The organism is Oscillatoria nigro-viridis PCC 7112 (genome assembly GCF_000317475.1).
GTDB lineage: Bacteria > Cyanobacteriota > Cyanobacteriia > Cyanobacteriales > Microcoleaceae > Microcoleus > Microcoleus nigroviridis.
Genome location: NC_019729.1, coordinates 4,168,869 through 4,184,249, shown reverse-complemented (window position 1 = coordinate 4,184,249; position 15,381 = coordinate 4,168,869). Strand labels below are relative to the sequence as shown.

The following is a 15,381-nucleotide window of genomic DNA, read 5'->3' as shown; positions in this document are numbered from 1 at the left end:
TTTCCCTATTTTGATTATCTCGCTGCTGTGAGTTTTTTCGGTTGATTATCCTTGAAGATAGTTTAAAGACTTGCTAACGTTGCCCTTTTTTGTGTAAAGTCTTTCTAAACTTAAGTGCTTTTTGCGTTGTTAGATGTTTCTAGCATAGCTCATTCTCTGAATGAGAATGCTACTCATCCTCCAGTCGCCATCCACCTGTGGGCAGATCCTTAGTTTTTGCTGATGTATACCCTAATAGTATTGACAAATTTGAATTAGTATGCTATGAAAAGCTTTCCCGAATAAATTCTGGGACTCAAAAGTCGTAGCCCGTCGGCGCCGACTAATGACTAATAACTACAGAGCACTGACAACTCACTACTGACTAAATTATGCGTATTTCTCTAAAGTGGCTCCGGGAATTGGTGGATGTGGCAATATCGCCGGAAGAATTAGCCGAAACCCTGACAATGGCAGGGTTTGAAGTGGAAGAAATCGAAGACCGCCGCCCGTGGGCAAGCGGTGTAGTTTTGGGCAAAATCATCGCCTGCGAACAGCATCCGAATGCAGACAAATTGAGAGTTTGTCAAGTGGATGTGGGTTCTGAAGAACCTTTGAATATTGTTTGCGGCGCACCCAACGCTAGGGCAGACATTTACGTGCCTGTCGCTGTTGTTGGCACTTATTTATCGACTATTGATTTAAAGATTAAACCTGCTAAATTGCGGGGAGTTCCTTCAGAAGGAATGATTTGTTCTCTAGCAGAATTGGGACTGGCTAAAGAGTCAGCCGGCATTCACATTTTTGAGTTGGAAAATCCAGAATTGGGCAGCGATATTCGCCCGCTTTTGGGTTTAGATGACGTGATTTTAGACTTGACAGCAACTGCCAACCGTGCTGACGCTTTGAGCATGGTGGGTGTAGCGCGGGAAGTGGCGGCGCTGACTGGGGCGAGTTTGAGAATTCCCGCAGCGAACGGTGTTGCAATTGAGGGCAAAGAAAGTCCTGGTTTGGCAGTAGAAATATCGGAACCGCAAGGATGCCCGATTTACATCGGCACGGCAATTGAAGGTGTGAAAATTGCTGCTTCTCCAGCTTGGTTGCAGCAGCGGTTGCAGGCGGCGGGAGTGCGGCCGATTAATAATGTGGTTGACGTGACTAATTACATTTTATTGGAATGGGGACAACCGCTGCACGCTTTCGATCGCGATCGCCTGCAATCTTTCACCGGTACTCAAGATATCAGCATCGGCGTCCGCTTTGCCAAAACAGGCGAATCCTTCAAAACTTTGGACGGACAAAACCGCAATTTGCAAGCTCAAAATCTGTTAATTACTGCTAGCGACAAACCTGTTGCTTTGGCTGGGGTAATGGGCGGCGAAGATACGGAAGTTCACGAAGGAACGCAAAATTTAGTTTTGGAAGCAGCGATTTTTGACCAGGCAACGATTCGCCGTTCTGCGCGCGCTCAAGGCTTGCGGAGCGAGGCATCGATCCGCTACGAACGGGGGGTGAATCAGGCAGCCTTGGCGACGGCCTGCAACCGCGCTGTAGCTCTAATTTTGGAGTTGGCTGGAGGCACTGCGACGGTTCAGAAAACGGCGAGTTCCGGCGATGATTTGAGTTTTTCGCGATCGCTCGAATTGCGTTTAGACCGAGTAAATCTGGTTTTGGGGCAGTTGAAAAGAGGAGAAACGGGCGGTTCTAAATATCTGGAACCGGAAGAGGTAAAAAATATTCTGACAGCCTTGGGATGCGAAGTTGTTCCGACGGAAAAAGAACGGGTTTGGAATGTGACTGTGCCGCCTTACCGCTACCGCGATTTAGAAAGGGAAATTGATTTAATTGAGGAAGTTGCCAGACTCCACGGTTATGACAATTTCTGCGATACTTTGCCTAGCAAAACGGAACCAGGTTATCTGTCGGCAGAATATGCGGCAATTCGGAATGTGCGATCGGCTTTTCGGGCGGCCGGTTTGACGGAGTTGATGCACTATTCTTTGGTGAAAACTGAGGGAGACAATCAGGTAGTGCTGGCGAATCCGCTGTTTGTGGAGTATTCGGCTTTGCGGACAGAAATGCTGTCGGGTTTGATTGATGCTTTCCAGTACAATTTAGAACAGGGAAATGGCGCGCTAAACGGTTTTGAAGTCGGCCGCATTTTCTGGAAGGAAGAGGGCGGGCAGGATGCCCACCCCACAATGAAGGAAGCCGATGCAGTGGCGGGGATTATCGGCGGCGATCCGACTGTGTGGAAATGGCAGCAGTCCGGGCGCGATCGACCTTTGAGTTGGTTTGAGGCAAAAGGTATTTTGGAAAGCGCATTTCAAGAGTTGGGTTTGTCGGTGGAATATCAAAGCGATTCCTCGAATACGCGCTTGCATCCTGGCCGCACGGCGGCGTTATCGTTAAACGGGAAACATTTAGGAGTTTTCGGACAGTTGCACCCGCAATTGCAGCAAGAAAAGGATTTGCCCGAGCAGGTTTACGTGTTTCAATTAGATTTAGCGGTGCTGTTGGGTGGATTAGGGCGATGCAGCAACTTAACTCGCAAGTTTGCGGGTTATTCGAGTTTCCCCGCTTCCGACAGAGACATTGCATTTTTCGCACCGGTTGAAGTTCCGGTTGTGGAGATGCAGAGTGCGATGAAAAAGGCGGCGGGTAGTCTGCTGGATTCGGTGGAATTGTTCGACGAATATCGGGGCGACAACGTGCCGGCGGGACAGCGGAGTTTGGCTTTTCGGTTAATTTACCGCGCGGGCGATCGAACTTTGAGCGAAACCGATGTCGAACCGGCACAACAAAAAGTGCGCGATGTTTTAGTAGAGAAATTCGGCGTTAGTTTGAGAAGCTAAAATAGGCCGCTACTAACCAATGGAAACCGCCAGGGAATGAATTCCCTGGCTCAAAGCTAAAGTCCTCTCAAGAGGACTAATAAGATTTACGGATTACAAGGTAAATTTGCCATTTTGAGCAAAGCGAAGAATCTCAAATTCTTGCAATAAAACCGTCTAAAGTGCATAATTTCTAACTAATGAACTCTTCAGTCCTCTTGAGAGGACTTCAGCTTTGAGGCGGGGGTTTCAACCCCTGCCGGACTCAATTTTTAACGTTAATTAAATTGACACCAACGGCCGCAACATATCCCGAACCATAAAGGAAATCTCGGGAAACTGCAAAGAAGAAATGCTCGCATCATCCCCAAGAACTACTATACTTTGATAACCATCCTGACTCGGTTCTCGCAAAACGTGGAGTTGCCGATTATTAACATCCAAAACCCAATAATCAGCAATTCCCGACTGAGCATAAATAGTCGCTTTAATCCCCAAATCTGTTCTCAGGGTTGTATCGGCAACTTCAATAATCAGATAAATTTCTGAGGGAGTTGGATGGTGGTCTTCATAGTAAAGTGGATCGGGTATGACTACAGAAATATCTGGTTCTGGTTCAGAGTAATTATTGAGCCGAACCGGGTCTTGCAGCCGCACAAAAATCTGCTCTCCTAAACGGTTATCCAGTAATATCTTCGTGCGCGCAATCGCTGCACCGTGTGCTGTTCCTTTTGCTGCCATCTTGACTATCTGTCCTGCTAGTAATTCTACTCGTTCATCTTCGTCAAGAATCCCAATTTCGGCCATACGGTGATACTCTTGAACCGTCAACAAACGAATGTCTAATAAAGTCATAGCAATCTTCTCCTATCTAAGAATCATCTCTGTTTCCCCTCTTCCTCTGCGCCCTCTGCGCCCTCTGCGGTTAATTAATCTTAATCCTTAAAATTTTCGTTAAATCCTGTTACTCCTATTGTACAATAACTTTTAAACAAATTCATCTAAGGCTCAAAACCGTGACCAAATATGTGATGTGGGGAAGTTACTGCGAAGACGTTATCGAAAAACGCGCTCCGTTTCGAGACGCTCATTTAGCCGGATTGGCTAAGCAGAAGGAATCGGGAGTATTAAGTACGATCGGGCCAACCAAAGATTTAACAAAAGTTTTTGCAATTTACGAAGCGGAAGATGAGGCGGCCGTGCGAGAATTAGTGGAAGCCGATCCTTATTGGGTAAATGGGGTTTGGACTGAGTACGACGTGAAAGAGTGGATTCAAGCTTTTTGAAGGGGTTAACAGGGTGAACAGCTTAACATTGGGTGACAGCGATTTAGTTCCAGTGGACTATGGCGATTTGCTGGACAAGATTTTAGAAGTTTTGCAGGGAAAGAACCCGTTTAGCGTATCAGAAGACAACCGCCGCTTGCTCATTGATATTGATGCCATTGCTGCGGATGTTTCCCGCAAGCAAGTGCGGCAACCCTTGGGTTCTTTTGAACCTCAAGCAGATTCTGCTACTGTTAACTTACCGCCGGAAATTGAAGAGCATTTTGGCAGTCAAGTCAAAGAGATTAGAGAGTTTTTGCGGCAACATTTAGAATTAAAACTGCCCCCAAACACTTCTATCGAAAGCTTTGTCGCTAATTTGATTAGTCCCTTAGACTCACCATCTTTTCGGGGAAACGGCAAAGAGTTAGGCTTTAAATACGATTTTGACACCCGCCACCCTTCTTTAGAAAAAGAAAGGCTAACTTTGGAAAGCCGAGGTACTGGAAGCCATGCGGCTTTAAAATTGCATAAATTGACCGTTACCGTCCGAAATACTGATATTTTTGCACAAGAACTCAAGCAGGGTTTGCAAAATTATATCAATGAAAATGCCGACACTAGCAGTGAGAAAGAAGACCTTAACCACCGTCTTGATGAGATTGTTAAAAATCCCGACTCGGATTTTCACAAATTAATCCGACTGGTAGACAAAGAAACTCTCGGCAAAATTCAAAAAGAAGCTAAAATTACCTACTTGGAATACCTGCTAGAACACATCCGCGCTAGCAGCACAGATACTGTAGGCATCATCTATTTAGAAGACTTGATTCGCCGCCTCAGATTGATAGAAGAATACATCAACGACCCAACTAAATCCGATGGCGAGTACGAAGTTAATTATGCTGGTGTTCGAGTTAATTATCGAGATATATTTGCCCGATCCGAATTTTTAGATGCACTGCCAATTATTCCCATTGTATCAGGTTACTTGGGAGAAAGTACGGACAATTCTCGTAACGAACGTAAGTTTATCTTTGGCCTCAAAATAAAATTTGATAACTCAGTTCAAGCGCGCGGTGGAAAAGATGTATTTGAGTATTATCTGAACCTGCTAAATCCCGACAGTGAAGAACATCAAGCAGAATTTGATGAAGATTCTAATCCCGAAACCTTCGTCCGCAAACTGTTAAAAATAGCATTGCTTTACTATTTTGTGCTTGCTTCCCGCAATAACCCACTAGCACAAAATTACGATCCGGAATCTGAACTAAATCATCAGCCTAAAGCCATATTTGAACAAAGAGTATTGCCCGTTTTGCAAGGTTCTAACGATGAGGATAAAAAAGAGCTTTTTCGCAACTTTATTAAAGGGCTTAATCAGTTTAACATAAAACACAAAATTACGCATCTGAGAAAAATGCTTAGAGGCTTTCTGGAACGTCAGACAATTTTGCCAACCCGCACAGAAACGCGACACGTAAACCTCAAAATAGGTCTGGTAGAAGATATTGACAATATTTTGACTAATGGTAAATTTTTTAATGAGATTATGGAGCGAAATTACAAGCAAACGCTTCATTATATTACCGTCAAAGAACCTAGTGTCGATGAAAAATCTATTTGTCAGCTACCAGTCAATATCAGCATCGAAGATGTCCGGTATTTCCCGACTGATGAACGCCAAAATTTCAGCATGGAATATAATATCAAAGATGTTGATATTTTGCCTGTAGCTTCAGTTCCAGAAAGTCGGATGAGTGCATATAACAATTTTTTCAAACAGTATAAGTTGCTGTTATTCCGGTATAACAACCGACGACTGGACAGTGGCGATACAGGTTTACAACCGGCGGCGGCTTTTGTCTATAAGTTTACCATGTTGCTGCTGTCCTATATCTGTCTGAGGATATTGCTCGAAAACACTGCAGATAACTTGTTTATTCCGATGGTGAGGCTCCACGAAGGCGACCACAATCACCCTTCGCCGTCAGAAGTGTTTATGGCTAACCTTTCTAAAACATTGTCTCATATTTTGAGTGAAAAACAACGCTCAACTTCTCAAGGATTTCGGATTAAAAAAACTCCCAATGGTTTCACAATTCGTAACGGCTTGAGTTCCCTGTATTCAATCCTTCCTAAAAAGTTTCGCTTCAACGACAATGTGCTGCTAGCTCCCGAATTAGACAAGTTAGCAATTATTGTCGTTTCCAGCCGGGATAGTGATGCGAAAAGAAGCAATCAAAACCGCTTCCAAAGACAAGCCAGCTTAATCGGAGAAATTGTCGGAATCAATCGCCTAGATGACAGTACAATTCAAGTTGAAATGCTGAAAACACTTTCCGAGAATTACAGTGTCAGCCGTCTTTATTCTGAGCCGTTAATCCTTGAAGATGTCATGAGCCAGCTTTATCAGCAAGGATATCGGAATTTCGCATATATTTCGCAAGCACCTTACATGAGTACACTGCATATTACTCAGACTGAGGAAGATGAGGAATTATCTTTCATGTCAAAAAAATTGCTCCGAACTTTGAAGGGAGAGCGGCGGGATATCAAAATTTATCCGATATTCTTTGACAAATACTATGTCCGCAGTTTCCTAGGCGATAAAGGAAAATCCTTTTACATTCAGGATGCAATGGAGCTTGAAAGCTTGTTTGCAGATACCAGTCAGCAAGCTGTGATGTTTTTCAACTTGTTTAACGGAATTAGAGTCAGGGAGGAAAAGAACTTTTATAACGGTGTCATTTCCTACTCTACTCTGTTGAATATCTATCAAGGTATCCTAGACGATCAAGATATTCGTGAAGGTTTGATTTATGATGGTGCAATCAAAAATACTTTGCTACATTATCTAACAATATTCCACTTTTCTCGGTATGAAGCTCGTCACAATATTAGTTTAAAACTTGACCCATACGAGCGAATTATTGGCGATGAATCGGTTGGTGCTTTGTCTATATTTAGTCATGGTAGGGGTAGTGCGGATTTTAATTCCCTGGCATTTTTGAATAAGGTAAGAGAAGTATTGAATGTGGATAACGGAGGTATTAATCATGATTGGTGAAGATTTTGGACGGCTGTTTGAGGTGGGATTTAATATTGGGATTCTGGCGTATATTCAGCGTGAAAATATAGCTCACAATTTCGGAGATTCCTACCGTCTCGATTTGCAGAAACTAGAATTGCCAAAGATGATGGCGGAAATAACTAGGGAAGCTAATCTCCTCGGTAGTTTGGATGCTAAAATTGTTGAGAAGTGGAGTCGATTTTTTGTCCAAAAAGGCTTTATTGGTGGGTTGAATTTCTTCCGGGAGTATCTCACATCTACGGGCTGGACTTTAAGGTTATCGCAAATCTTGTATTTTCAGTGCAGTTTGAGTTGTGCTAACAGTATTAGAACCCAGAATGACGAGGAGACAGAAGTTTTTAAAGCGTTTAAGAAGGTATTATCTCAGTTTGAAACAGCGCAGCCAAATTTCTCAGACGATGAGATTAACTCCTACATCCGCCGCTACAAGAAAAAAGGCGAGTTTTTGCAAGCTGATACCTTGATTTTGTTACAGAATGGTAAGGATTTTAGAATTCTGTGCGTTGATTTATCTGTGTTTACTCCCCCGTTGACTTCGGAAAGAATCGATAATCTCAACGAAATAGAGGTGATGCGTAAGTCTTTGATCGGAGAAATTAACTATTTGCGATCGAAAAGTGTTTTTTCTAATCTGCGAATCGATACTAGCACTTTAGGTGTTGATTTCTCGGAGGATTTAAAACGCTATTTTACGGCTTTTAAGTATAAGGATAAGGAAAGCGCTAAGTTGATTCAGGCGGGTAGCTACGCTCACAGCTTCTACGGTTTTCTGCAAACAACTGGTATTATTCCTCATGATGCTGAGGTTTTGTTGAATGTTGTCGGTTATAGCGATCGCACAATCAGCGCAATTTCCCTCCGCAGTGATAAAATTGACATCTTGGCGACTTGTGCCAAAATTTATCAGCAGGAAGCGAAAAACAAAGAAATTAACGATGCTCGCGCCGAAGTTTTAGATGCGATCCAACTTAACGCAGGTTACAGTTTTCAGAATGGCAAAAAGTTTGTCAGCGATTTGTTAACAATTGGCAAAATTTCTACACCTGTATGTAATACAGAGCGGATCGAGAATTTTGCTAATTCCATAGATATTATATCAGATAAACTGGCAGATGATTTGCAAATCGATCGCGGATTACATCTGAGAAATGCTCACGCTCAATTGATTGTCAAAGCGCTTCAATCTGAGGAAACTTATATCTTTTTGACGGGGAATCCGGGAATTGGGAAAACAACTGCGATCGCCAATTTCCTCAAAACCCATATCGACGACGGTTTCTTATTCCTCTACGTCAGTCCCCGCAAGCAAGTAAACTTAGATATTATCGAAAAATTCAAAGATAAAAATACGGGTTTGCTGTGCAACGATCGATTATTTTGTATCAACACTAACGCCGATATCATCAAAAGTAATTCAGGACACTGTACCGTCAAGTACGCATCGAATAAATATCGCGAAGATTTGACAAAAAAAGCTGTTCGCTTCCTCAAGGATGATTCAGAAATTAAGAGGACGGAATATCATCAATCAGAACTTGAAAAAAAGGGAGAAACAGTAATTAAACCCATTAATCCCAAAGGAAATGGAGTGCTTAAGAGCATTTGCGAAGGTATATACGCGCTGATAAATGCCCAGGTATCTAATAATATCGTAGCTACCGTTTCTATTCAATCGGTGAAGATGAAAGAAAACCGAAAAAATACCCTAGAGCATTTAGATAAAATTTTTCAAGATACTTACAATAAACGGGACAAACGGGTCATTTCCGCTAAGATGCAAGAAATATCCAGTCGCATCAAACATATTTTCATTATGATAGATGAAATTACGGGAGATGATGGTGGCGTTGAGTTTTTAGCCGGAATTGCCAAGATTGTCAAAAAACATGAGTTGCACAAGCGAGAACACGGCTTTAATACTAAAATTATTGTCGCAGATGCTTCGATTGTGGACTGCGATGTGATTAAACAGCACCTTGATAACACGTCACCGGAACCGGACAAAATCTATTTTAAAAAGTTAGCGAAAGATTCGGAAGAAATTCAACCTTTACAAGCTATTCCTTTTAAATATAACAATCTAGCTGCCAAGGTGATTAATGCGAATTCCTACCCGGCGCGCAGTTTAGAGATAACTTACAAGGTATTTGTCGAAACTGTTAAATACAGTGAAAATGCGCCTTTAAAACAGAATAGTAATTTAGTAAACCGGGTACAATCTGAAATAATTGAGGATATCAATCAGCGATTAGCAATCCCCGGTGTGGAACAAATTATAGTATACATTCAAAACAAGCAAAGATTGGCAGAATTAATTGAAAAAATTAAAGCTAGTCGCGAAAAGTTTGAGCAGTTTACCGGTTATCTGGAAATTCACGCGAATATCTCGGAAGAGGAGAAAGAAAAAATACAGAAATACAAAAATACAGCTAAAGTAATCTTTATGACTGCATCGGGAAGTCGTGGACTTTCTTTCCCGAAGACTAAGCATATTTTAGTTGATATTCCCCGCTTTCAGATTGAGAAAAATCTGATGGAAGTCATACAGGTGATTTATCGGGGACGCGGGGAAGATGAGAACGGTAAAACCCTTGATGGTGAAGACAAACAATTGGTTTTTTACCTATCTGATACCGCAGTTTATTACGCTGATGATGCGGAACTTTCCCTGCAAGAAAGCAAATTGAGTTTGTTGAATTTATTGCTAATTCTCAAGACGGCGGTGATGACGCGAATTTCGGGATACGGTTATTTAGGTAGGGAAAAGTTTTTGATGATTCCGATTGGCGGTAAGTCGGTTTCCGCAGTAGGGGATACTTTTAGCAGCAAAATGGCTGCTCTAATTAAGACATTAAAAAGCGAAAGCTACCGAGGAGATAGGTTTTTAAAGGAGGTTTATACGAGTCTGGAAGAGCTTTTAGGTCGCGGGGAGTTCGTTCTGACAAATTATGATAAGTCTCGTCAAAAGGGCGATTCCTATCTAGAAATGCGGGAGGATTTTAATCGTAAGTTTTTGGATAAGTGCAATCCGCTGGATGGTTTGCTGAGTTATGATAATCTAGAGATTGGTCATGTTTGTGGTAGTTTGTTGGTAGTACCTCTAGCTAATCAAAGTTTGCTGGAAAAATACCAGATGCGGCTACATCGGGAAATTCAGAAATGTGTAGATAATCAGTTGCTGGACAAAATGTATCGGATTAGGGATAGCGATTCGTCCCCGGAGAATGTACGATCGGCTATAAGAGGCGGTGCGATCGAGCTTTTGCAATTTCTCAACGGCGATGTGGAGAAAACTCAGTATTTTGAAGAGCAGAGTCAGCAGTTCGATCGCTATTATGCCATACCGCTGTTTGCCTTCGTTAGCGGGGAGGAAATGCAGGAGTATTTTGCTGACAGCAAGCTGGAAGAACCGGAAGACACGCGGTTTCGGGATATTTTGTCGGCTTGCGTGCGATCGACCTACCCTATAGACAGTGTAATGCCGATCGGACACAAGTATCACGAATTCCCGTTTATCGTGTTTAGAAGCTACAGTTTAGAACAAAGCCGAGAAAAGATTTTTACAGATAAATATCTTTTAAGTTCCAACGAATTGAACGTGCTTAATTTAATTTTGTCGAAGCAGGTAAACTGAAACTTGTAGGGTGCGTCATACAATTTTAGATTTGAGATTTGAGATTTTAGATTGGGAATCAAGGATGACTATCGGGGTTTGGAGTTTACCTACAGTTGCATTCTTGTTTGAAACGGCTATCAGTTAGCTGTTACCCCGCAGAGAAAATAAAACTCTTCCGGGGCATCCTACTTGCTAATTGCTAGCTTCAAACGGCGTGTATTTCCCACCCAAAGCTTCGACGATGGTGCGAGTATTAGCCGACATCATTTTCACATAAGAATCGCCCTCGCTTCCGGCCGCCCCAATCGAATCGGAATAAAGTTGCTGCGCCGCCAATTTCACCCCCGCTTCCTCCGCCACTGTTCTAATCAGTTGCGGGTTAATTGTAGTCTCCGCAAAAATAGCAGGCACTCCCGCAGCTTTCACCGATTCTACTAACTTTTGCACCGTTTGAGCGCTCGGTTGTTCCTCCGTACTAATCCCGATCAAACTGTCAGCTATTCCCAATCCGTAGGCGCGGCTGTAATATTGAAAAGCATCGTGAGTTGTGACTAATTTGCGCTTATTTTCGGGAATAGTTTTAATCTCTTGTTCGATCCAACTATCCAAACGTTTTAACTCTTCAGTAAGTTTCACAGCATTCTGCGTAAACTTCTCCCGATCTTCCGGCGAGAGTTCGATTAGCGCATCCCGAATCGCTTCCACCATTTGAACTACATTTTCCACATTTCCCCAAACGTGCGGATCTGGTACGGTATTGCCTTCTTTATTCAGTAGCAAAGGCTTGACAACTTCGCCCACTGCTAATTTCCGCGCCTTAATTCCGGCGGCATTCATCATCCTAATTAATCCCGGTTCCAAATTGTAACCGTTATACAAAATTAAGTTAGCTTTTTCTAAAGCTTGAGAATCTTTTGGCACTGGTTCGTAAACGTGAGGATCGGTTCCCGGCTGCAAAATTCCTGTTAGCTGAATTTCGCCTCCCGCTACTCGATCGGTCAAATCCTCAATAATTGTGCTGGTAGCAACTACCTTGGGTTTAGCATCTGCCTCTGCAGATAGGCGATCGCCCTGCGCTGGAGCACAACTAAATAAACCCACAGTCAAAATGCCGCAGGCAATAGTTCTAATCCAAAATACCTTGGACTTGTCCAATCCAGGGGCGGCGGTTTCAATCCCCGACTCACCGCGAAACTTCCCTTTATCGGATTTTTTCACAATTGCCGTCGGTTTTAATTGACATCTGGCACCATTCTCAATAAGTCTTGGACGGGCGGGCAGGATGCCCACCCCACAAGAAAAGTCACTCTTCGCTTTTAACTCACATCTTGCACCATTCTCAATTACTTGTTTGGGAACAAGCAAGATGCCTGTGAAGCGAGAAAACTCATTCTTTGTGGAACGGGCATCTTGCCCGTTCTTGACGGGCAGGATGCCAACCCCACAAGAAAACTCACTCTTTGTGGAACGGGCATCTTGCCCGTTCTTGACAATGGTGCAACATCTGAGTTTTAACCGACTTGAGATTTTCGCCACAAAACCTATGGTTTGAGGGGTTTCGAGCTTGCACTGTCCCATTATCTACCTCTCCTGCGTTCCAGATTATTCCTATTTACCGATGATTTCATATTCTTTTCATTTTTACAGTAAACTTAATAAAAAGGAGATAGAGTCACCCCCATGAATACCGCCGCCTTGTCCAACGAGAATCCTTGGTCTCAAATGGTTTGCCACCTCAAAGACGCCGCTACCGACACTGAAATTATCACTGTTAAGCACTTAGCAGTAAACTACCGCACGGTAGAAGCACTCAGAGATATCAGTCTTTCTGTCAAACCGGGAAGGCTGACGGGTATTATTGGGCCCAACGGTGCCGGAAAAAGCACGCTGATCAAAGCAATGTTGGGCTTAATTCCTGCAGCTCGCGGCACTGTTACCTGGGGCGAAGAAGCGATCGCCGATCGACTCGAAACAGTAGCTTACGTGCCCCAGCGATCGCAAATAGACTGGAACTATCCCGCCACCGTTTGGGATGTCGTGATGATGGGAAGAGTCAGAAAAGCCGGCTGGTTTCGCCGCTTCTCGGCAGCTAGCCGCCGCACTGCCTCCGATGCCTTAGAAAGAGTAGGCATGAGTGCTTACAAAGATAGACCGATCGGACAACTTTCCGGCGGACAGCAACAGCGAGTATTTCTAGCTAGAGCCTTAGCCCAAGAAGCCGCTATTTTCTGCTTTGACGAGCCGTTTGTCGGCGTTGACCAAAAAACTCAAAATATCATTTTTGAGATATTCCACCAGCTAGCAAATGCCGGGAAAATCGTCTTAGTAGTCAACCACGACTTAGGCGAATCAATCACCAATTTTGATGATTTAATTTTGCTCAATACAGAATTGATTGCCGCTGGTTCCCGCCAAGAAGTGCTAACCCAAGAAAACCTTTACCGCGCCTACGGCGGACAAGTAATGTTCTTTGCCGGACAAGCAGCTTGATTAGCCAGCAGTCAATCGATTTTAGATTTGAGATTTTAGATTTTAGATTGACTTGCGCGAGATAAATGCTCTTTCTTGAGGATTTTCGATTTTGGATTGATTCCACGGATAAATCACGTGGCGGGTACCACATTTGAAATTCTCGGTCATTAATCTAGGAGTTACACTCTTGAATCAGGTTTTTTTGATAATCTTGAATTGGACAACGATAAATCTAGGATCGCACTCACATCTTGCACCATTCTCCAGAACAGGCAAGATGCCTGTTCCACAAAAAGTGAATTTTCTCGCTTCACAGGCATCTTTCCTGTTCCTAAAAAGCTTATGGAGAATGGTGCAACATCTCAGCTCAAACCGGGTTAGTTTGGTTGTTATTCATTAGTTAGCTGTGATTTGATAATTTTATGATACAAACCTTAATTGAGCCGTTACAGTACGGATTCATGCAGCGATCGCTCGTAATTGCCATTCTCGTCGGCATCGTCTGCGCGATCGTCGGCAGCTACCTAATGGTACAGCGGCTGGCCTTGCTCGGAGACGCCATCAGCCACTCGGTTTTGCCCGGATTGGCGATCGCATTTATCCTGGGAGCAAATATCTTTGTCGGCGCCTTCATTGCCGGAGTTTTGAGTACAGTCATCATAGCTTGGATCAAAGCTCGATCGACAATCAAAGAAGACGCGGCAATGGGCATCGTATTTTCGGCATTCTTCGCCCTCGGCATCACCCTAATTACGATCGTCCAAAAAGACAACAAAATAGACCTCAACCACTTTCTTTTCGGCAATATCCTCGGCGTTACTCTCGAAGATGCGATCGACACAGCCGTCATAGTCGCCGCAGTCTTATTAGTTGTAGTATTCTTTTACAAAGAACTGCTATTTTACACATTCGATCCATTAGGAGCGCAAGCCACAGGTTTGCCAGTAAACCTGCTCAACTTCGGACTGATGGTACTCATCGCCCTCACAATAGTTGCCAGCCTCAAAGCCGTTGGCGTAGTGCTAGTTTTGTCCCTATTAATTACACCCGCAAGTACCGCCTATCTCCTAGTCACTCGCCTGCACCAAGTAATGATTTTAGGTGCAATAATCGGAGTTATTTCCAGCATTAGCGGAATGTATCTCAGCTACTTTTATAACTTACCATCCGGCCCCGCAATAGTTTTAGTTGCATCGGGATTATTTGTGCTATCATTGCTGTTCAGTCCCACTCAAGGAATCCTCACCCAGCCCCGCACACACTCCGGCCAAATTCCTCCAATCTGGCGGGAATTAAAAAATTTAACCAAAGGCCGATAACAATGAAGTTTCTAGTAACACTTCAGCGACGCCACAGCAATTTTCCCTAAAAATCTGCGTTAATCCCCGTGCATCTGCGGTTCAAAAAAGCTTCTCCAATTAATCCGCCTAACTGCGAATCGCCTGCTGCATCCCGATGTTGTCAAAAGAGTTTTTTTGTTTGAGTGCGAGAAAGCAAAAATGAGAGGCTGTCGCAGCGGGCGATCGCAACTGCGAACTATTGCTCAAAAAAACAGTACAATAACAAAAGTTAAAATTTCACGCAAACAGAGCTACTCAGTTAAAAAACATGACAGTCAAAGTAGGAGACACCGCACCGGATTTTACCTTACCATCTCAAACTGGCACATCAGTCAGCCTCAAAGATTTTAAAGGTAAAAAAAACGTCATAGTCTACTTTTACCCCAAAGACGACACACCCGGATGCACCACCCAAGCTTGCGCTTTTCGAGATAGCTACGAAGTCTTCAAAGACGCAGGTGCAGAAGTCATAGGAATTAGCGAAGATTCGCAAAAATCTCACCAGCAATTTGCCGCCAAATATCAGCTACCCTTTACACTGCTGAGCGATACTGGCAACAAAGTGCGGCAATTGTACGGGGTTCCAGCTACCCTGTGGATTATGCCCGGTAGAGTAACTTATGTCATTGACAAAGAAGGCGTTGTCAAGCATATTTTTGACTCCATGTTAGACTTCAAAGCACACGTTGCAGAAGCACTCAAAACTTTAGAAACCATCCAAAGTTAGATGGCGCGCGGGTGGCCAGAAACCAGGTTTTTTTACGAAAATGATTTGCTGTAT

9 protein-coding genes are annotated in these 15,381 nt (G+C 43.5%); 7 read left to right on the top strand and 2 right to left on the bottom strand.

The features are described 5' to 3' along the window. Nucleotides 1-371 precede the first annotated feature (371 nt). Complete coding sequence (pheT, locus tag OSC7112_RS17640; RefSeq protein ID WP_015177179.1) at nt 372-2,834, top strand: phenylalanine--tRNA ligase subunit beta; 2,463 nt, start codon at nt 372-374, stop codon at nt 2,832-2,834. A 261-nt stretch (nt 2,835-3,095) separates the two neighbouring features. Here pheT and OSC7112_RS17635 read toward each other — a convergent pair whose 3' ends face one another. Further along, nucleotides 3,096-3,668: a Uma2 family endonuclease gene (locus OSC7112_RS17635; protein ID WP_015177178.1), complete on the bottom strand. Its 573-nt coding sequence runs from the start codon at nt 3,666-3,668 to the stop codon at nt 3,096-3,098. Nucleotides 3,669-3,829: 161 nt separating this feature from the next. Here OSC7112_RS17635 and OSC7112_RS17630 point away from each other — a divergent pair, with 161 nt between their 5' ends. From OSC7112_RS17630 to OSC7112_RS17620, 3 genes are read left to right on the top strand one after another with little or no spacing between them, the layout of a single operon-like run. After that, nucleotides 3,830-4,099 (top strand): YciI family protein, encoded by a 270-nt coding sequence (locus OSC7112_RS17630; protein WP_071883992.1) that lies wholly within the window; start codon nt 3,830-3,832, stop codon nt 4,097-4,099. Between the two features lie 13 nt (nt 4,100-4,112). Beyond that, entirely contained in the window at nt 4,113-7,148 is a 3,036-nt protein-coding gene (locus OSC7112_RS17625) for a hypothetical protein (protein WP_015177176.1), read from the top strand. Then, on the top strand, nt 7,138-10,806 hold the full coding sequence (locus OSC7112_RS17620) for a helicase-related protein (RefSeq protein ID WP_015177175.1): 3,669 nt from the start codon (nt 7,138-7,140) through the stop codon (nt 10,804-10,806). Before OSC7112_RS17625 ends, OSC7112_RS17620 begins: the two co-directional genes overlap by 11 nt. 174 nt (nt 10,807-10,980) lie before the next feature. Here the strand turns inward: OSC7112_RS17620 and OSC7112_RS38300 are convergent, their stop codons facing one another. Then, complete coding sequence (locus OSC7112_RS38300) at nt 10,981-12,366, bottom strand: metal ABC transporter substrate-binding protein (protein ID WP_015177174.1); 1,386 nt, start codon at nt 12,364-12,366, stop codon at nt 10,981-10,983. A gap of 102 nt (nt 12,367-12,468) precedes the next feature. Here OSC7112_RS38300 and OSC7112_RS17610 point away from each other — a divergent pair, with 102 nt between their 5' ends. From OSC7112_RS17610 to OSC7112_RS17600, 3 genes are all read left to right on the top strand, one after another. Further along, nucleotides 12,469-13,278: a metal ABC transporter ATP-binding protein gene (locus tag OSC7112_RS17610; protein ID WP_015177173.1), complete on the top strand. Its 810-nt coding sequence runs from the start codon at nt 12,469-12,471 to the stop codon at nt 13,276-13,278. A 404-nt stretch (nt 13,279-13,682) separates the two neighbouring features. Next, nucleotides 13,683-14,579 (top strand): metal ABC transporter permease, encoded by an 897-nt coding sequence (locus tag OSC7112_RS17605; protein WP_015177172.1) that lies wholly within the window; start codon nt 13,683-13,685, stop codon nt 14,577-14,579. A gap of 289 nt (nt 14,580-14,868) precedes the next feature. After that, complete coding sequence (locus tag OSC7112_RS17600; protein WP_015177171.1) at nt 14,869-15,327, top strand: peroxiredoxin; 459 nt, start codon at nt 14,869-14,871, stop codon at nt 15,325-15,327. Nucleotides 15,328-15,381: the final 54 nt, after the last annotated feature.

Excerpts from the sequence above, each read along its gene's own strand:
- OSC7112_RS17610 (WP_015177173.1), top strand. The coding sequence starts at position 12,469 with ATGAATACCGCCGCCTTGTCCAACGAGAATCCTTGGTCTCAAATGGTT.
- OSC7112_RS17600 (WP_015177171.1), top strand. The coding sequence starts at position 14,869 with ATGACAGTCAAAGTAGGAGACACCGCACCGGATTTTACCTTACCATCT.
- OSC7112_RS17620 (WP_015177175.1), top strand. The coding sequence starts at position 7,138 with ATGATTGGTGAAGATTTTGGACGGCTGTTTGAGGTGGGATTTAATATT.
- OSC7112_RS17605 (WP_015177172.1), top strand. The coding sequence starts at position 13,683 with ATGATACAAACCTTAATTGAGCCGTTACAGTACGGATTCATGCAGCGA.
- OSC7112_RS17635 (WP_015177178.1), bottom strand. The coding sequence starts at position 3,668 with ATGACTTTATTAGACATTCGTTTGTTGACGGTTCAAGAGTATCACCGT.
- pheT (WP_015177179.1), top strand. The coding sequence starts at position 372 with ATGCGTATTTCTCTAAAGTGGCTCCGGGAATTGGTGGATGTGGCAATA.
- OSC7112_RS38300 (WP_015177174.1), bottom strand. The coding sequence starts at position 12,366 with ATGGGACAGTGCAAGCTCGAAACCCCTCAAACCATAGGTTTTGTGGCG.